At 66.1% G+C, this 18,245-nt stretch carries 17 protein-coding genes; 5 read left to right on the forward strand and 12 right to left on the reverse strand.

Annotated elements, in window-relative coordinates:
- The 4 genes from ACN0SE_RS06480 to ACN0SE_RS06495 form a co-directional block, all read left to right on the forward strand.
- Positions 1-848, forward strand: an 848-nt coding sequence (locus ACN0SE_RS06480) for an IS3 family transposase (RefSeq protein ID WP_417523689.1), incomplete at its 5' end; no start/stop codon positions are given.
- Between the two features lie 54 nt (positions 849-902).
- Positions 903-1,808 (forward strand): PD-(D/E)XK motif protein, encoded by a 906-nt coding sequence (locus tag ACN0SE_RS06485; RefSeq protein ID WP_417523690.1) that lies wholly within the window; start codon positions 903-905, stop codon positions 1,806-1,808.
- The gene (locus ACN0SE_RS06490; protein ID WP_417523691.1) at positions 1,795-3,609 is read left to right on the forward strand and encodes an AIPR family protein; all 1,815 of its coding nucleotides are present in this window, start codon (positions 1,795-1,797) and stop codon (positions 3,607-3,609) included. Before ACN0SE_RS06485 ends, ACN0SE_RS06490 begins: the two co-directional genes overlap by 14 nt.
- A 60-nt stretch (positions 3,610-3,669) precedes the next feature.
- Positions 3,670-4,011, forward strand: coding sequence for a hypothetical protein (locus tag ACN0SE_RS06495; protein ID WP_417523692.1), 342 nt, complete (start codon positions 3,670-3,672; stop codon positions 4,009-4,011).
- A 95-nt stretch (positions 4,012-4,106) separates the two neighbouring features.
- Here the strand turns inward: ACN0SE_RS06495 and ACN0SE_RS06500 are convergent, their stop codons facing one another.
- From ACN0SE_RS06500 to fnrL, 9 genes are all read right to left on the reverse strand, one after another.
- On the reverse strand, positions 4,107-4,724 hold the full coding sequence (locus ACN0SE_RS06500; RefSeq protein WP_417523693.1) for a class I SAM-dependent methyltransferase: 618 nt from the start codon (positions 4,722-4,724) through the stop codon (positions 4,107-4,109).
- A gap of 3 nt (positions 4,725-4,727) precedes the next feature.
- Complete coding sequence (locus ACN0SE_RS06505; RefSeq protein WP_417523694.1) at positions 4,728-5,489, reverse strand: CDP-alcohol phosphatidyltransferase family protein; 762 nt, start codon at positions 5,487-5,489, stop codon at positions 4,728-4,730.
- Positions 5,482-6,180 carry a phosphatidylserine decarboxylase gene (locus ACN0SE_RS06510; RefSeq protein ID WP_417523695.1) on the reverse strand — a complete coding sequence of 233 codons (699 nt, stop codon included), beginning with the start codon at positions 6,178-6,180 and terminating at the stop codon, positions 5,482-5,484. Before ACN0SE_RS06510 ends, ACN0SE_RS06505 begins: the two co-directional genes overlap by 8 nt.
- A gap of 214 nt (positions 6,181-6,394) precedes the next feature.
- Positions 6,395-7,555 (reverse strand): WD40/YVTN/BNR-like repeat-containing protein, encoded by a 1,161-nt coding sequence (locus ACN0SE_RS06515; RefSeq protein ID WP_417523696.1) that lies wholly within the window; start codon positions 7,553-7,555, stop codon positions 6,395-6,397.
- An 84-nt stretch (positions 7,556-7,639) separates the two neighbouring features.
- Positions 7,640-8,635, reverse strand: a complete 996-nt coding sequence (locus ACN0SE_RS06520) for an aldose epimerase family protein (protein ID WP_417523697.1) — start codon at positions 8,633-8,635, stop codon at positions 7,640-7,642.
- A 66-nt stretch (positions 8,636-8,701) separates the two neighbouring features.
- Positions 8,702-8,887 carry a hemin uptake protein HemP gene (gene hemP / locus ACN0SE_RS06525; protein WP_417523698.1) on the reverse strand — a complete coding sequence of 62 codons (186 nt, stop codon included), beginning with the start codon at positions 8,885-8,887 and terminating at the stop codon, positions 8,702-8,704.
- 156 nt (positions 8,888-9,043) lie between these two features.
- Positions 9,044-9,475: a Cu(I)-responsive transcriptional regulator gene (gene cueR / locus ACN0SE_RS06530; RefSeq protein WP_417523699.1), complete on the reverse strand. Its 432-nt coding sequence runs from the start codon at positions 9,473-9,475 to the stop codon at positions 9,044-9,046.
- Positions 9,472-11,955 (reverse strand): heavy metal translocating P-type ATPase, encoded by a 2,484-nt coding sequence (locus ACN0SE_RS06535; RefSeq protein ID WP_417523700.1) that lies wholly within the window; start codon positions 11,953-11,955, stop codon positions 9,472-9,474. Before ACN0SE_RS06535 ends, cueR begins: the two co-directional genes overlap by 4 nt.
- A gap of 70 nt (positions 11,956-12,025) precedes the next feature.
- Positions 12,026-12,772, reverse strand: a complete 747-nt coding sequence (gene fnrL, locus ACN0SE_RS06540) for a transcriptional regulator FnrL (protein WP_417523701.1) — start codon at positions 12,770-12,772, stop codon at positions 12,026-12,028.
- Between the two features lie 68 nt (positions 12,773-12,840).
- On the opposite strand from fnrL, the gene hemN reads away from it, so the two are divergent.
- A complete protein-coding gene (gene hemN / locus ACN0SE_RS06545; protein ID WP_417523702.1) occupies positions 12,841-14,196 on the forward strand; it encodes an oxygen-independent coproporphyrinogen III oxidase in 1,356 nt (451 codons plus the stop codon).
- A 201-nt stretch (positions 14,197-14,397) separates the two neighbouring features.
- Here hemN and ACN0SE_RS06550 read toward each other — a convergent pair whose 3' ends face one another.
- The 3 genes from ACN0SE_RS06550 to ACN0SE_RS06560 are packed head-to-tail and all read right to left on the reverse strand — an operon-like array spanning position 14,398 to position 18,242.
- A complete protein-coding gene (locus tag ACN0SE_RS06550; protein ID WP_417523703.1) occupies positions 14,398-15,981 on the reverse strand; it encodes an ABC transporter ATP-binding protein in 1,584 nt (527 codons plus the stop codon).
- Positions 15,978-17,084, reverse strand: coding sequence for an ABC transporter permease (locus ACN0SE_RS06555; protein ID WP_417523704.1), 1,107 nt, complete (start codon positions 17,082-17,084; stop codon positions 15,978-15,980). Before ACN0SE_RS06555 ends, ACN0SE_RS06550 begins: the two co-directional genes overlap by 4 nt.
- 3 nt (positions 17,085-17,087) lie before the next feature.
- Positions 17,088-18,242 (reverse strand): microcin C ABC transporter permease YejB, encoded by a 1,155-nt coding sequence (locus tag ACN0SE_RS06560; protein WP_417523705.1) that lies wholly within the window; start codon positions 18,240-18,242, stop codon positions 17,088-17,090.
- Between the last annotated feature and the right edge of the window lie 3 nt (positions 18,243-18,245).

The following is an 18,245-nucleotide window of genomic DNA, read 5'->3' on the forward strand; positions in this document are numbered from 1 at the left end:
CGAAAGCTTTCAGCCCTGCCCGGAAGAGGACGCTGGTCGACGAGATGCGGGCGGATTGGCAGGTGTCGATCCGCCGGGCCTGTGCGGTGATCCGGTTCGATCCCAGAACCTACCGCTACAAGTCTCGTCGACCCGGACAGGCCGCGCTGGAACAGCGGATCAGGGAGATTTGCCAGACCCGCATCCGGTTCGGATACCGGCGTGTGCATGTGCTGCTGAAGCGCGAGGGCTGGGAGATCAATGCGAAGAAGACTTACCGCATTTACAAGGAGTTGGGCATGCAGCTCAGGAACAAAACGCCGAAGCGGCGGGTGAAGGCGAAGCTTCGGGAAGACCGAGCAGAAGCCGTCGGACCGAACGATGTCTGGGCGATGGACTTCGTGCACGACCAACTGGCAACGGGCCGGAAGATCCGTGTTTTGACAGTTGTCGATACCTTCTCGCGCTTCGTGCCAGTGCTCGATCCACGGTTCAGCTACCGCGGCGAAGACGTCGTCGCGACCCTTGATCGCGTCTGCCGGCGGACCGGCTATCCGACCACGATCCGGGTCGACCAGGGCAGCGAGTTCATCTCCCGCGACATGGACCTCTGGGCCTATCAGTGCGGCGTTACACTCGATTTCTCGCGGCCCGGCAAGCCGACCGACAACGCCTTCATCGAGGCCTTCAACGGCAGGTTTCGGGCGGAATGCCTGAACGCTCACTGGTTCATGAACCTTGAAGATGCGGCCGAAAAGTTGGAGGCTTGGCGTAGAGACTACAATGAAGAACGACCGCACAGTGCCATCGGGCACAAGGTCCCGGCGGACCTGATGAAATCAGCGCACGACACCAGCCCGTGCATTTGATTGAAGGGCGGAAACTCTGACAACGGCCGAGGGCGCGTTGGGTAGCACATCAAGTTGGCGCAGACTCTACATTACGGTGAGGGATTTCGCGGGGAGCAGGTCAAGGGGACGATCAAGCCGGCCGATCGCCTGCCGGGGGGCGGCGGGTTCGACGTCAAGCGCCTGCCGGCGCGGGACGGTGATCAGGGCCGGGAAGCCATCGCTCTGGTGCGTCTGCTTGACGGCTCGCACGAATTGTTTTCGCTGATGGCGGTGAACGTCCTGCGCCATCTCGAACACCTCGGTGGTTTCACCCCCCGCGCCACGCTGGACGCCTTTTTCGTGCGCGTCCGCGAATGGCAGGAGTTCATGGCCAATCAACGCAGAAAACCGCTGTCGACCGAGGGGCAGGCCGGGCTGATGGGCGAGTTGGTCATGCTCGAAGCGCTGATCGGCCACGCCGGCTCGGCGCTGGTGGCACTGGACAGCTGGCAGGGGCCGCTGAAGGCCGCGCAGGACTTTCACGTCGACAGCGGCGCCATCGAGGTGAAGAGCACCGCCAAGGCTCAGGGGTTCATCGCGCGGATCAACTCCATCGATCAGCTGGATTCCGAGCGCTGGCCGATGTTCCTCTGCGCCATGCGGTTCACCGAGAACGAGGCCGGCGAGACCCTGACCCAATGCGTCAACCGGCTGCGGGAAACGATGGAAGGCTCCGGTGTCCGCAAGCAGTTCGACGCGCTGCTTCTGCTGTCGCGGTACCTCGACGAACATGCCGACCGCTATACCCGCAAGCTTCTGGCCGGCGACATGCTGTGCTTTCCGGTCACCGACAGCTTTCCCTGCCTGAGGCGTGCGACACTGCCCGGGCAGATCCGCAATGCGCAATACGACCTCGACATCGAAGGCCTCGATGACGAGCCGATATCCATGGACGCCATGTTTCAGCATCTGGGGGAGACCGCCGATGAACCTGTCTGAGTTTCATTCCGAATTCCGCAACCACGTTCAGGGCGTGATGGCCGAGAGAGCCAGCAACCCCGATGAGGCCTTTCCGCTCGAGGAACTGGTGTTTGCCGAGCTTGTCATGGACGACGTCAGTGCCGCGGGCATCTCGGAATCCCCCGAGGTCTGTCACTTCGAGGGGACGATCCGCAACGCGAAGCTGCGGATCTCGGGATACGGCATCTCGGCCGACGATACCCGGATCGATCTGTTTCTCACCCACTATCTGGGCACCGATCACCTCACCCAGTTGCGGGACTCGGATGTCGCCGCAGTAGCCAGGGCCGCGGTGCAGTTCGCCGCCAATGCCGGTACCGGCAAACTGTCCGGGCGGCTCGATCCCACCAGCCCGGTGATGGAGCTTGTCCAGACGCTGGAACTGCGCTGGAGCGATCTGGACCAACTGCGCGTCATCGTTCTGACCGACGGTCAGACCAAATCCAAGCACTTCACCCCGCGCGAGGTCGAGGGACGGCTCATCCAGGTCGAGGCGATGGACATGGAGCGCCTGTTCCGCCACACCACCGGAAAGCCGCGGGACGAGATCGCGATCAGCTTCGAACAGGCCATCGGACGCCCCTTGCCCTGCGTGCATGTGGCCGACCCCGAGGCAGACTACGACTATGCCCTGACCGCGATCCCCGGAGAAGTCCTGCGGGCGCTCTACGAGCGCTACAACACCACACTGCTCGAAGCCAACGTCCGCTCCTTCCTCGGGACTCGCAAGAAGGTGAACGCCGGCATCGCCAAGTCGCTTCAGCAGGAGCCTGGCCATTTCCTGGCCTACAACAACGGTTTGGTCATGGTCTGCGATCAGGCCGAGCTGAGCCGGGCGCAGGATGGCCAGGTCGGGATTTCCCTTCTGAAGGGCCTGCAGATCGTCAACGGTGGCCAGACCACATCGTCGATCTATTTTGCCAGCCGTGACAACAAGGCGCTCGATCTCTCGCGGGTGATGATCCCGGCCAAGATCGTGATCCTGCGGGACGGCAAGGACGAGGGGCGCGAGACGTTGATCTCGCGGATCTCGCAGTTCGCCAACAGCCAGACCGCCGTCAAGACATCGGATCTGTCGGCCAACCGGCCGTTCCATATCCAGCTGGAAAAGCTGGCGAACGACACATGGTGCCCGGACGGGACCGGTCGCTGGTTCTACGAACGTGCAGCAGGCGCCTATGCGGTGGCGATGCTGCGGGAAGGCCGCACGCCGGCACAGAAGAAGCGGCTGCAACTGCAGATACCCACGCGGCGCAAGCTGACCAAGAACGACATCGCGAAATACCACGAAAGTTGGCGCGGCCTGCCGGCGCAGGTGGCTCTGGGCGGAGAGAAGAACTTTGCCGCCTTCATGTCCGCTCTGGACGAGACGCCGGAGATCGTTCCGGCGACGCTCGACGTCGGCTGGTACAAGGAGATGATCGCCAAGGTCATCCTGTTCAAGGCCATCGAAAAGCAGATCAAGACCAAGGACGCCAAGGCGATCTTCAAGCAGGGCTACGTGAACATCGCCGCCTATACGATTGCCATCGTCGCAGACAGGCTCGGCGACCGGCTGGACCTGATGCAGGTCTGGCAGCGGCAGGACACCTCCGGCCCGTTGTCGCGGCTGCTCTGGGATTGGGCCTGCGTGGTCAACAAGGTCTTCACGAAGGTCGGGGCAGGGGCGCAGTTCTCGGAAGTCGCCAAGCGACCGGCGACCTGGGCCGCGGTACAGGCGGCAAAGTACCCAGAGGTCGAGGGCGTGATCCCCGAACTCAGGGCTCCGGTCTCGGCCTGAGGTGCCGAGGGCTCCGACAAACCCGACGGCAGGCCTCCAGCGACGATCAAAGGAAAACAAATGCCATTCAAGGAAATCACCGACTGCGTCCAACGGCTCGAAATGCTGGAGGAAGCCGCAGGCATTGAAATCGGCGGGCTGATGGTGACCGTCGGTGAAGACCCGGACGACGGGGAATACCGTATCAGCATTCTGGGAGAGATCACCGCGCCGGGCGGCGGCCGCATCGACAGCGACGTCGAGATCAACTTCAACTGCTACAATGCCAACCGCCAGGTCTGCGGCACGACCACGGCATACCTCCTCGCAGAGAGCTTCATGGGGCTCGAGACGCTGGACGAAACGATCTATTCAAAGGGCGTCCCGGTCGAGATGAAGATCATCCCGAAGGTGATCCGCTAGGAAACTGTTTCGGCTAGCGGCAGGTCAAAGCCTGCAGACATGCAGATCGCCTGGGCAACGGCCACCACCGACGGGGGGGGGGCACCGCCCCCCGCCTAAGCCTTCTTCCTCAGCACCAGAAAGGTCATCATCCCGAAGGGCGGCAGTGGCTGGATGTCCTCGATCTCCAGCGACGGTTCCTTCAAAACCGTCTCAAGCTCGAAATCCGAGTGCCAGCCGAGCACGTTGGCGAAGGGCGCAGAGATGCGCTCGATGAAGGCCAGGACGCCCTCCTTGCGCACGAAGTGGTTGGTAATCACCACCCGCCCGCCGGGCTTCAGCACCCGGGCGATTTCCGACATCACCCGCTCGGGCTCGGGCACCACCGACAGCACATGCATCGCGGCGACCGTGTCAAAGCTGTTGTCCGGGAAATCCAGCATCCGGGCGTCCATCTGGCGCAGCGCGGCGACCTGGGACAGGTTCAGCTCGGTCACGCGCTTGCGTGCCTTGGCCAGCATGTCGTGGCTGAAATCGATGCCGGTGACCTGCAGCTCGGACTTGTAGTGCTGCAACGACAGACCGGTGCCGACACCGACCTCGAGCACGCGGCCCTCGAGGCCGTTCATGAAGCCAACGGCCCGGCGTCGGCCGGCGGTTGTCACCACGCCGAAGGTTCTGTCATAGACCGGCGCCCAGCGGGCATAGGAGGATTGAACAGCTTCGATTTCCACGAATTACCGCTTTCTAAAATTACCACGTGTATCCAAAATGAACCACCAGATCACCATGGCGATATAGGCCAGGCAGACGGCCACCAGGGTGATCCAGGGAAAGGCCATCCCGGCACCGCCGATGATGGCAAACCCCAGCAGAAAGAACTTCACGTTGCCGCGCGAGATGCGGACCCGTTTGAAAGACCCGGTCGGAATGCGGCTGATCATCGCGAGGCCGACCAGGACCATGTGAATGCAGATCACGATGTCGGGCACCAGCGGCGCATTGGCAAAGGCAAAGGACGCCGACATCGGCAAGAGCACCAGCAGCGCGCCGGCCGGTGAGGGGACGCCGACGAAATGGTCCTTGGCCGCCACCGGGGGCGCATCGATGGTGGGCTTGTTCTCGACGTTGAACCGCGCCAGCCGCAAGACGCAGCAGACCGTGTAGATCAGCACCGAAATCCAGGCAAAGCCGCGCATGTCCTGCAGCGCCCAGAAATAGATCACCAAGGGCGCGGCGACGCCGAAATTGACGAAATCCGCCAGCGAGTCCAGCTCCGCACCCATGCGGCTGTCACTGCTCAGCAGGCGGGCGATCTTGCCGTCGAGGCCGTCGAGAACGCAGGCCGCCACGATCAGCTGCACCGCCAGCACGTAGTTGCCCTCGACCCCGAAGCGGATCGCCGACACCCCGGCGCAGATCGCCGCAACGGTCAGCATGTTGGGGATCAGCTGGATCAGCTCGAACGAGGTGTTGGGCTTGTCGCTGCGTTCAGGCATTCGTGTCCTGCGGGGTCGGAGCGGGCTGGCGCGCGGTCAGCTCGGCAATCACGGTTTCGCCGGCAACCATGGTCTGGCCGATGTCGACCATCGGTTCCACGCCCTCGGGCAGGTAGACATCGAGCCGCGAGCCGAAGCGGATCAGGCCGAAGCGTTCGCCGGCCTGCAGCTGCGCACCGGGCTTGACGAAACAGACGATGCGCCGCGCCACGAGGCCGGCGATCTGCACCACGGCCACTTCGCGGCCGTCGGCCATGCGCAGGCAGAGGCTGTTGCGTTCGTTGTCGACGCTGGCCTTGTCGAGCGAGGCGTTGAAGAACTTGCCGGGGCGATAGGACACGGCGGCAATCTCGCCGGCGACCGGGCTGCGGTTCACGTGGCAGTTGAAGACGTTCATGAAAACGCTGACCCGGGTCAGCGGCACATCGGCCATGCCCAGCTCGGCGGGCGGCACGGCAGGCTCGATCAGCGACACGACACCGTCGGCGGGACTGACGACAAGCCCCGGCCTGGCCGGTGTCACACGCTCGGGATCGCGGAAAAAGTAGTAACACCAGACGGTCAACCCGACACCGATCCATCCGAGGATGTCCGACACGAGGAACAGCACGACGGTCACCGCGGCAAAGATTGCCACGAATTTCCTGCCCTCGGGGTGCATCGGCTTGATGAAGGTTTCAAGCATGTTCATTGCATATGTCCTTCGCGGCAGCTCACGTCCCTGTCATAGGGCGCTCGGCGGCGCGTGCAAGCAGGTTTCAGGGCGGGGCCGGCCGGCGGGTGGAAAATTGCCGTGACGGGGGTCGCCCCGCGCGCCCTGGCCTGCCCGCCGGTTTTGCAGCCTTCACCGCACTGCCGGCGCTCTCTGCGACCTGCTCCGGTCGGCCGGGCGGGGCAGCGCCGTGTTAGCCGCGCTCCAGCCGTTCGACACAGAGCACCGTGGGCAGGTGGCGGGCGATCTCGTCCCAGCTTTCGCCTTCGTCGCGGCTGGCAAAGACCGAGCCGGAGTTGGTGCCGAAATAGACCCCCGCCGGGGTGGCGCTGTCGGTGGTCATCGACTGGCGCAGCACGGTGAAGAAGCAGTTGCTGTCCGGCAGCCCGGCCTGTTTCTTCTGCCAGCTCTCGCCGCCGTCGGTGGATTTCCACACCGCCGCCGAGGCGTCGGGCGGGTAGCGGCCCTGGCTGTCACCGTTGAGCGGCAGCACCCAGATCATCCGGCCGTCGCGCGGATGCACGGCGATGGGAAAGCCGAACTTCGACGGCAGCCCTTCGCTGACCTCGTGCCAGCTGCGCCCGCCATCCTCGGAGCGGAAGACGCCGTGGTGGTTCTGCTGATAGAGCAGGTCGCCGCCCTCGGAGGCGCGCACCATGTTGTGCACGCAGAGCCCGGTCTCGTCGCCGCTGCCGGCGGCCGGGTGATCGGACTGCGGGGCCGGCCCGTCGAGGTTGCTGCGCCGGTTGCGCCGCTCCCAGCTTGCGCCGCCATCCTCGCTGGCAAAGACCCCGGCGGCAGAGATGCCGAGCCAGAGCTTGGACGTGTCCTCGGGATCGGTGAGGATGGTGTGCAGCGTCAGCCCGGCGGCGCCGGGTTCCCACCCTTCGGCAGAGGGATGATCGTTGAGCGCCGGCAGCTTCTCCCAGCTTTCGCCGCCATCCTCGCTGGCAAAGAGCGTCGCGGGCTTGGCCCCGGCGTAGAGCCTGTCGCCGTTCGGCCGGATCGACCAGAGCGCCTCGATCTCGCCGGAAAAGGGCGCCGGCGGGCTGGGCTCCATGCCGAACAGCCTGGCGGTCTCGGGGTCGTTGCGCAGCCACTCGTCGAGCTGGCCATCGGCCAGCTTGCTCAGCTGCCAACTGGCGCCGTGATCGGACGAACGCCAGACACCGGCGCCGAACCATTCGTTGCCACCGGCGGCCCAGATCACGCCGCTGTCGGGATCGGCGACCATGTGGTTGATCGGCCAGCCGTGGCAGTAGGGGCCCGAGAGCGACCAGCTTTCGCGGTCCTCGGCGCCGTCCAGCAGGAAGGCGCCCTTGGTGGTTCCGACAAGAAGGGTATTGCGCGGCATGGGGCACCTCCGGGCCTGTGGGTCGCATGCTGCGACGATAGCACCGGCAGGCTCAGGCTCCGAAGGGTTTTTGCGCCGCGAGGCTCACTCTGCGCGGGTAAAGGCCAGCCGGGTCTCGCTCCGCCAGGGCTCGCCGGGGCGCAGCAGCGCCTGCGCCGCCCAGCTCTGGTTCGGCGCATCGGGCCAGGCCTGCGGTTCCAGCGCGATACCGGCATGCGGGCCATAGGGATCACCGCGCAGTCCCTTGGTCTTTGACGCGCCGAGAAAGGCCCCGTCATAGACCTGCAGCCCCGGTTCCGTGGTCTCCAGCGTCATCCGCAGGCCGCCGGCCTCGAGCGTGGCGGCGGGCGCCAGAGCGGTGCGGGATGGCGCGCGGCAGAAGTTGTGATCGACCGGGTCGGCGACCGGCCTCGCCCGGCGGAAATCGAACGGCGTGTCGGCCACCGGGGCAGGGGAGCCTGTGGGGATCTGGCGGTCGTCCACCGGCAGATAGGTCTCGGCATTGACGCAGAGCTTGTGGTCCGAGATGTCGGGCGCGCCGGTCAGGTTGTAATAGGCATGGCTCGCCAGATTGCAGTAGGTCAGCGCCTCGCTGCGCCCGGTCAGCAGGATCGTCAGGGTCGAGCCGCGGGTGCTGTAGCGGCAGCGGAGGTCGATATGACCGGGAAAGCCCATGTCGCCGTCTTTCAGCGTCAGCCCGAGGGTCACGTGGTCGTCGCCGGCCTCGAGCACCTGCCAGCTGCGCGCCGAGGTACCGGCGCGCCCGCCATGCAGGCTCTGGACGCCGTTCTCGTTGCGGTCGATCTGGTGGGTCTTGCCGTCCAGAACGAAGCGCCCGTCGGCGATGCGGTTGGCAACCCGGCCGACGATCGCGCCCAGATAGCCGGGGTTGTCGAAATAGGCCTCGGGCTCGGCATAACCCAGCACCACCGGCGCCGCATGGCCGCCCAGCCGCAATTCCTGCAGCGCCGCGCCGAAAGTCAGGATGCGCGCGGTCAGCCCGCCGGCACCGATCCTGATGCTCTGAAAAATCTTGCCGTCCGGTGCGATCCCGAGATCGGTGATGTTGCGCCGTGCCATCTTCCGCCCCCCCATTTGCCGCGCAGCAAAGGCCACGCGGGCTGACACGTCAAGGGCTGGCGAGGGTCATTTCGTCAGGATCAGCTTGCCGGCCTTGGTGATCCGCAGGGTATAGACCTTGCCGTCAAGCACGATGCGGGCGGTGGCCTGATCGCCCACCAGCAGGCGGGCGTCATAGAGCGGACCGCCGCTTTCGGTGACCGGCGGCACGCTGGCCTGCCGCAGATCGGCGGGGCGGGTGAAGGCGTTCATCTTGCGGCCTCCCCTTGCGGGTGGGCTGCGCCGTGGCAGGCGGGTGAGCGGGTATCATACGGCATGTGCTTCTCCGAGTGTTTCAGGAAAAACCGGGCTGTCCCGCTCCGGGATGGCTGGGTGTTGCCGGTAAGTTGACTGAAACACTCGGGTATGTCAAGCGGGCCCTGCGCGCGATTTCCGGACCTCGGCCGGCGCCTCGTCCTCGGCCGAGAGCTGCGCCAGGATCGGACAGTCGGGACGGTCGTCGCCGGCGCAGGTCTTGACCAGGTCAGACAGGGTCTCTCGCATCCGGGTGAGGTCCTCGATCTTGCGGTCGATCTCGGTCAGATGCTCGCGCGCGATGCGGCGCACATCGGCCGAGGCGCGGTCGGTATCGGCCCAGAGCGCCAAGAGCGCCCGGCAATCCTCGATCGAGAACCCGAGGCCCCGCGCACGGCCAAGAAAAACCAGCTTGTGCACGTCGCTTTCGCGAAAGGCCCGGTAGCCATTGGTGTCGCGCAGTGGTGTCACCAGGCCGATGTCTTCGTAATAACGGATCGTCTTGGCTGGCAGTTCGGCCCGATTCGCTACTTCTCCGATATTCATGCCAATGCCTCCTTTTGCGCGGGTGTCTTGGTGGAATTTGCGGGCGCTGCCGGCCGGCGCCGCCCGGCCCAGCGCAGCCGCAAAGCGTTCGACAGCACGAAGAGGCTCGACAGCGCCATGGCGCCTGCGGCCAGCGGCGGCGAGAGCATCGGCCCGCCAAAGATCGCCAGCGCACCAGCGGCGACCGGGATCAGCAGCACGTTGTAGCCGAAGGCCCAGGCCAGGTTCTGGCGGATGTTGCGCAGGGTCAGCCGCGAGATGTCGAGCGCATCCGACACGGTGCGCAGATCGCCCGACATCAGCACCACGTCCGCCGCCTCGATCGCCACGTCGGTGCCCGATCCGATCGCAATGCCCACCTCGGCATGGGCCAGCGCCGGGGCATCGTTGATGCCGTCGCCGACAAAGGCCACCGGGCCTTCGAGCTCGGTGAGCGCCGCCACCTTGCCGTCGGGCAACACGCCTGCCTTGACCACGTCGATGCCCAGCTCACGCGCGATGGCGCGGGCGGTGGGTTCGGCGTCGCCGGTGATCATCGCCACCTTCAGCCCCATCTCGTGCAGCCTGGCCAGAGCCTCCGGCGTGCCCTCCTTGATCGGGTCCGAAATCGCCAGCACCGCCTCGGCCCGGCCATCGACGGCGAGGTAGATCGCGGTCTTGCCGGCCTCGGACAGCGCCTGCGCCCCGGACTCCAGCGCGCTGATGTCAACGCCTTCGCCGCGCAGGTAGCTGGCCGAGCCGATGCGCAGGGCCTGGCCCTCGACCGTGGCGGTCAACCCCTTGCCGGTCTCGGTGCCAAAGCCCTCGGCCTCTGGCAGGTCGAGACCGCGCGCCTGCGCTGCCGCGACCACGGCACGGCCCAGCGGATGCTCGGATTGCGCCTCGGCGGCGGCCGCCAGCCGCAGCAAGGCATCCTCGTCGCCCGTGGTGACGATATCGGTCAGCTCGGGCTGGCCGCGGGTCAGCGTTCCGGTCTTGTCAAAGGCCACGGTGCGCACCGAGTGCAGGCTCTGCAGCGCGTCGCCCTTGCGGAACAGCACGCCCATCTCGGCGGCGCGGCCGGTGCCCACCATGATCGAGGTCGGCGTGGCCAGCCCCATGGCGCAGGGGCAGGCGATGATCAGCACCGAGACCCCGGCGACCAGCGCATAGGCGGGCGAGGGGCCGAAGACCAGCCAGGCCAGCGCCGTCAGCGCTGCCACCACCATGACCACCGGCACGAACCAGCGGGTCACGGTGTTCACCAGATCCTGCACCGGCAAGCGCGCGGACTGCGCCGCTTCGACCATGCCGATGATCTGCGCCAGCACGGTGTCGCCGCCCACCGCCGTGGCGCGGAACACCAGCGCACCGGTGCCGTTGACCGTGCCGCCGACCACATCGTCGCCCTTGGACTTGGACACCGGTACAGGCTCGCCCGTGACCATGCTCTCGTCGACGAAGGACTGGCCGGAGACCACGCGGCCATCCACCGCGATCCGCCCGCCGGGGCGGACATGCACGCGGGTGCCGCGGGTGATCTCCGACAAAAGGACTTCGATGACCCCGCCATCGCGCTCGACCAGCGCGGTATCCGGCGCCAGGGTCATCAGCCGGCGGATCGCCGCGCCGGTGCGGCCGCGGGCGCGGGCCTCGAGCATGCGGCCGAGCAGGATCAGGGTGACGATCACCGCCGCCGCTTCGAAATAGACCGCACGGGCCTCGGCCGGCAGGGCCGAGGGCACAAAGAGCGCCAGCGAGGAATAGAGGAAGGCTGCCGTGACGCCGAGTGCCACCAGCGCATTCATGTCGGGCGCGCGGCGGATCAACCCGCGGTAGCCTGCCAGCATGATCTCGCGTCCGGGCAGGGCCAGCACCAGCGCGGTCAGCAGGAATTGCAGGCTCCAGCTGGCGGTCTGGCCGATGCTGGCGTTGATCGCGTGATGCAGCGGCGGGTTGAGGTGGCCACCCATTTCCAGCACGAAGACCGGCAGGGTCAGCCCGCCCGCCAGCCACAGCCGCTTGCGCTGCGCCTCGGCCTCGCGTGCCTTGTGGTCGTCCTGGTCCTCGGTGCCGCCGGTGCGCAGTCGGGCGTCCTTGCCGGTGCTGCGCACCGCCTCGATCAGCGCCTGGGGGTCGCGCAGGCGGGTTTCGACCTGAGCGCTCTGATCGGCCAGGTTGACGCGGGCGGCGGTGACGCCGGGCACGCTGGCCAGCGCGCGTTCCACGCCGGCCACGCAGGAGGCGCAGGACATGCCCTCGATCTCGAGCCTGACCTTGTGGCCGCGCGGGCCGTAGCCGGCCTTGTCCAAGGCTGCCAGGGCCGCCGCGACGGCCTCTGGCGTCTTGGCATCGGCGCGGGCGCTCTGGTCGGCCAGGTTGACGCTGATCGCGTCAAGCCCCGGCACGCCCGAGAGCGCGGTGTCGATGCGGGCGGCGCAGGAGCCGCAGTTCATGTTGTCGATCTCGACCGTGAAGGTCCGGGGGCTGTGCTGTGTCATGCCCCTCAGATAGGGCTTCCAGTCACGGGAAGGTCAAGCGCCCTTCTGAATTATTTTCAGGCGGCCGGGGTCAGGCCACCAGCCCGCCGTCGCTGTCTTCGCCGGCCTCTTCGAGCAGCCGCTCGAAATCGGGCACCTTGACCTGACGCTTGCCGGACAGCTCGATCACCCCGTCGCGCTTGAGCGAGGACATCTGCCGGCTTACCGTCTCGAGCGTCAGACCGAGGTAATCGGCCATCGCTTCTCGGGTCAGGGGCAGCTCGAAGCTCATGCCGCTGGTGGTGCCGGCCAGCCGCAGGGAAGCGTCGCGCCGGCCGATGATCGACAGCAGCGAGGCGATCTTCTCGCGCGCGGTCTTGCGGCCCAGCACCAGCATCCATTCGCGCGCGGCGTCGAGCTCGTCGAGCGTCATCTCGAGCAGCCGGTGGGCAATATGCGGCGTGCGGGTCATCAGCTCTTCGAACGGTTTCTTGCGGAAACAGCACATCACCAGGTCGGTGGTTGCCATGACGTTGTAGGCGGCAGTTTCGCGCCCCGGGCGGCCGACGAAATCGCTGGGCAGCAAGAGGCCTACCATCTGGGTGCGGCCATCTTCCATGGTCTGGGTCAGCGTGGCGATGCCGGTGACCACAGAACCCACGAATTCCATCCTGTCGCCGGACCAGACGATGGTCTGGCCGGCCTCGTAGCTGCGATAGTACTTGATGTCCTCGAGCAGGCTGAGCTCGTCGCTGTCGCAGCGCGCGCAGACCGCCCGGTGACGGATCGGGCAATCGCCACATTGCAGCGACAGGTCGGGGTAGGTCTTATTCAGCATCGAGGTTTTGGTATCCGGGTTGATCTGGGTCAAGGAGCGCGGCGAGAACCACGGCTAACGCTAGGCCCATGGTTACGAAAACACAACTTGCCGCGCTGGGGCTTTTTGACGCGAAAGTGCCGCGCTACACATCCTACCCCACGGCTCCGCAATTTTCCGCCGAGGTGGGGCCGGATCACTTCTCTCGCTGGCTGGCGGCGGTGCCGCCGGGCGGCGAGGTCTCGCTTTATGTGCATGTGCCGTTCTGCCGGCGGCTCTGCTGGTTCTGCGCCTGCCGGACCCAGGGCACCCAGAGCGATGCCCCGGTGCGCGCCTATCTCGAGACGCTGCTGACCGAGCTGCGGCTGATCAAGGCCGCGCTGCCCGAGGGGCTGCGCCTGTCGCGGCTGCACTGGGGCGGCGGCACGCCGACGTTGCTGGCACCCGACATGATGGCGGAGCTGGCGCAGGCGATCTTCGAAGTGGCACCGATGAGCCCGCAGGGCGAGTTCTCGGTCGAGATCGATCCGAACGAGATCGACGCCGCCCGGCTTGACGTGCTGGTGGCCATGGGGATGACCCGGGCCTCGATCGGGGTGCAGGATTTCGACCCGGCGGTGCAGGAGACCATCGGCCGCCGGCAGAGCTTCGAGCTGACCCGCGATGTCTGCGAGATGCTGCGGGCGCGGGGGGTGGCCAGCCTGAACGCCGATATCCTCTACGGCTTGCCGCACCAGACCAGGGAGCGGATCGCCGATTCCGTCCAGAAGCTGCTGTCGCTCTCGCCCGACCGAGTGGCGCTCTACGGCTATGCCCATGTGCCCTGGATGGCGCGGCGGCAGGCGTTGATTCCGGAAGAGGCATTGCCCTCGCCTGAGGCACGGCTCGATCTGTTCGAGACCGCGCGGCGGCTGTTTCTCGCGGATGGCTACGACGAGATCGGCATCGACCATTTCGCCGCCCCCCACGACGGTCTGGCCGAGGCGGCCCGGGCCGGGCGGCTGCGGCGGAACTTCCAGGGCTATACCGACGACACCGCTGAGGTGCTGATCGGGGTCGGGGCCTCGTCGATCTCGCGCTTTCCGCAGGGCTACGCGCAGAATGCGCCGAGCACCGGGCGGCATACGGCGGCGATCCGCGAGGGGCGGTTCTCGACCGCGCGCGGACATGTCTTCGACGCCGAGGACCGGTTGCGTGGGCGGATGATCGAGGCGCTGATGTGCGATTTCCGCATCGACGCCGGCGAAATGGCGGAGCGCTTTGGCCTCGACCGCGCAGGCTTTGACAGGCTGGTGGCGCCGCTGGTCGCGCGCTTCGGCACGCTGGTGCAGGTGACCGAGGCCGGGCTTTTCGTGCCGGAGGAGGCGCGGCCGCTGACGCGGATGATGGCGCGCGCGCTCGACAGCTATGATCTGAGCCTTGCGGGGCATTCCGCAGCGGTGTGACCGGCGGGGCGCTGCGCGCGCAGGTCGGATTGCGTTCGGGCCACGCAGGCCTTGGGGGCGAGGGCCCCCAAACCCCCGGGGCGGTATTGTGGAGGGCGCCGCGAGGTTTCGGCGTCGATTGGGGGCTCTGCCCCCAAACCCCCGAGGGTATTTGTGAACAGAAGAAGCAGGGGGGAGGCGCTGTCGCCGGAGTGCTGTGTGTCAGGCCACGGCGGCGAGGAGGGTGCGGGCGTAGTCGGTTTTCGGAGCGTTGAAGATCTGGTCGGCGGGGCCGGCTTCGATCACGTCGCCCTGTTTCATCACCATCACATGGTGCGACATGGCGCGGACGACCTTGAGGTCGTGGCTGATGAAGAGATAGGCGAGGCCGTATTTGCGCTGCAGCGCGCGCAAGAGCTCGACGATCTGCACCTGCACCGTCATGTCCAGCGCCGAGGTCGGCTCGTCCAGCACCACCAGCTTGGGGCGCAGGATCATCGCGCGGGCGATGGCGATGCGTTGGCGCTGGCCGCCGGAAAACTCGTGCGGGTAGCGGTCCATCATCTTCGAGTCGAGGCCCACTTCCTTCATCACCTCGGCAACCTTGTCACGCTTGGGTCGGCTGTCGCCGCGGTCGCCGTGCACGCCGAGGCCCTCGGCGATGATCTCGGCGCAGGACATCCGCGGGCTGAGCGAGCCGTAGGGGTCCTGGAAGACGATCTGCATCTCGGCGCGCAGGCGGCGCAGGCTGCGGGTGTTGTAGTGCCGCAGGTCCTGGCCGTCGAAGGTGATCCGGCCTTCGGAGGAGATCAGCCGCATCATCGCCAGCGCCAGGGTGGTCTTGCCCGAGCCGCTTTCGCCGACGATGCCCAGGGTTTCGCCGGCGCGGACGGCAAAGCTGGCGCTGTTGACCGCCTTGACGTGGCCGACGGTGCGTTTCAGGAGGCCCTTCTGGATCGGGAACCAGATGCGCAGGTTCTCGGCCTCGGCCACCACAGGGGCGCCGGTGGCCACGGGATCGGGCTGGCCGGTGCTTTCGGCCGCCAGCAGCATCTGGGTATAGGGGTGGCGGGGATTGGCGAAGATGTCCTCGGTGCGACCGGTCTCGACGATCTCGCCGTTCTTCATCACGCAGACCCGGTCGGCGATGCGGCGCACGATGCCGAGGTCGTGGGTGATGAACAGCAGGCTGAGGTTCTCGGCCTCCTTCAGTTCGGCCAGCAGCTCGAGGATCTGCGCCTGGATGGTGACGTCGAGCGCGGTCGTGGGCTCGTCGGCGATCAGCAGGTCGGGGCCGTTGGCCAGCGCCATGGCGATCATCACGCGCTGGCGCTGTCCGCCGGAGAGCTGGTGCGGATATGCCGACAGCCGCTCTTCCGGGTCGCGGATGCCCACCTTGTTCAACAGGTCGATGATCCGCTGCCGGGCCTCGGCGCCGGTGACGTTCTGGTGCAGCTCCATCGACTCGCGCAGCTGTTTTTCCAGCGTGTGCAGCGGGTTGAGCGAGGTCATCGGCTCCTGGAAGATGAAGGAGATGTCGTTGCCGCGGATCTGGCGCAGGGTCTTGTCGCTGGCACCGACCATTTCGCGGCCATCATAGGTGACCGAGCCGTCGACCTCGGCCGAGCCGCCCAGCAGCGACACGGTCGAGAGCGCGGTGACCGATTTGCCGGAGCCCGACTCGCCCACCAGCGCCACCGTCTCGCCGCGCTCGACGTCGAAGGAGACGCCCTTGACCGCCGGGATGCTCTGGCCGTCCTGGCGGAAGGCGACCTTGAGATTTCTGACCTTGAGAAGCGCCGTCATTGGAAGGTTTTCCTTGGGTCGAAGGCATCCCGCACGCCCTCGAAGATGAAGACCAGAAGCGAGAGCATGAAGGCAAAGACAAAGAAGGCGGTAAAGCCCAGCCAGGGGGCCTGCAGGTTCTGCTTGGCCTGCAGGGTCAGCTCGCCCAGCGAGGGCGACGAGGAGGGCAGGCCGAAGCCGAGAAAGTCGAGCCCGGCCAGCTGGCTGATCGTGCCGGTCACCAGGAAGGGCAGGAAGGTGACGGTGGCGACCATGGCATTGGGCAGCATGTGGCGGAACATGATGGTGCGGTTCGGGACACCAAGCGCCTTGGCGGCGCGGACGTATTCGAGGTTGCGCGCGCGCAGGAACTCGGCCCGCACCACGCCCACCAGCGCCGTCCAGCCAAACAGCACCATGAGGAAGACCAGCAGCCAGAAACTGCGGCCGAGGATCGCGAAGAGGATGATGATCACGTAAAGGCTGGGGGTGGCGCCCCAGATTTCGATCACCCGCTGGAAGATGAGATCCAGCCAACCGCCGAAATAGCCCTGCAGCGCACCGGCAAAGATGCCGATCACCGAGGCCAGGGTGGTGACGATCAGGGTGAACAGGATCGACAGGCGGAAGCCGTAGATGATCCGCGCCAGCACATCGCGCTTGGTGTCGTCGGTGCCGAGCCAGTTCTGCTCGTTGGGCGGCAGCGGCGCGGCGCCGGGGCGGTCGACCGGCGTGTCATAGGCATAGGGAATCGGCGGCCAGATCATCCAGCCCTCTACGAAATCGCCCTCTAGCGCCTCGCCGGCCTCGACCCTCTCGATCAGGCCCTCGGGATCATCCCAGCAGGTTTCGAGCCCGCCGGTGGTGATCAGGCATTTGACCTCGATGTCGCGGTAGATCGCTTCGGTCTTGAAGTCGCCGCCAAAGGCGGTCTCGGGGTAGAAGTTGAACACCGGGGTGTAGAACTCGCCCCTGTACTTGACGAGGATCGGTTTGTCGTTGGCCACGAACTCGGCAAAGAGCGTGACGGTAAAGACCACGAGGAAGATGATCAACGACCAGAGCGCCCGGCGGTTGGCCTTGAAGTTGCGCCAGCGGCGCTGGTTGATGGGAGAGAGCGCCATGGGTCAGCCCTCCCGCTTTTCGAAGTCGATGCGCGGATCGACAAAGACATACATCAGGTCCGACAGGATGCCGACCAGAAGGCCCAGCAGGCCGAAGACGAAGAGCGTGCCGAAGATCACCGGGTAGTCGCGGGCCACCGCCGCCTCGAAGCCCAGCCGGCCCAGACCGTCGAGCGAGAAGATCGTCTCGATGATGATCGAGCCGCCGAAGAAGACGCCGATGAAGACCGCCGGGAAGCCGGCGATCACGATCAGCATGGCGTTGCGGAAGATATGGCCATAGAGCACCCGTCGTTCCGACAGGCCCTTGGCGCGGGCGGTCATCACGTATTGCTTCTTGATCTCGTCCATGAAGCTGTTCTTGGTCAGAAGGGTCAGCGTCGCAAAGGCCGAAATCGTCGAGGCCAGCACCGGCAGGGTGATGTGCCAGAAATAGTCGCCGATCTTGCCCAGCAGGCTGAGGTTTTCGAAGTTCTCGGAGGTCAGGCCCCTGAGCGGGAAGATCTGCCAGTAGGAGCCGCCGGCAAAGAGCACCAGCAGCAGGATGGCAAAGAGAAACCCGGGGATCGCATAGGCCACGATGATGATGCCGGAGGTCCAGGTGTCGAAGGTCGAGCCGTCCTTGACCGCCTTGCGGATGCCCAAGGGGATCGAGACCGCATAGGCAATCAGCGTCGACCAGAGGCCCAGCGTGATCGACACCGGCAGCTTCTCCATCACCAGTTCCAGCACCCCGATCGAGCGGAAGTAGCTCTCGCCGAAGTCGAGCCGCAGGTAGTTGCCCATCATCATCAGGAAGCGTTCGCCGACGCCGATGTCTTCCTTGACGCAGGCCGGGTCGTCGAGATCGGGCTCGCCGGTGAAGCTGTCCTCGCAGACGATGCGGGAAAAGCCGAAATCCACCTCGAGCTGCTCGATGAACTCCTTGTCGAGCCCGCGGGCGCCTACATAGTCACTGTCGGAGCCGAAGGTCTCTTCACCCACGTCCTCGCCGCCGCCGGAGAAGCCGCCAAAGACGTCGCCCTCGCCCTGGATCTGGGCGAGCATCTGTTCCACCGGGCCGCCCGGCACGAATTGCACCAGGGCGAAGTTGATGATCATGATCCCCAGCAGGGTGGGGATCACAAGCAGGAGTCTGCGAAGGATATAGGCGCCCATGGG

The sequence above is a fragment of the Marinovum sp. genome (assembly GCF_048263515.1).
In the GTDB taxonomy this organism is placed as follows: domain Bacteria; phylum Pseudomonadota; class Alphaproteobacteria; order Rhodobacterales; family Rhodobacteraceae; genus Marinovum.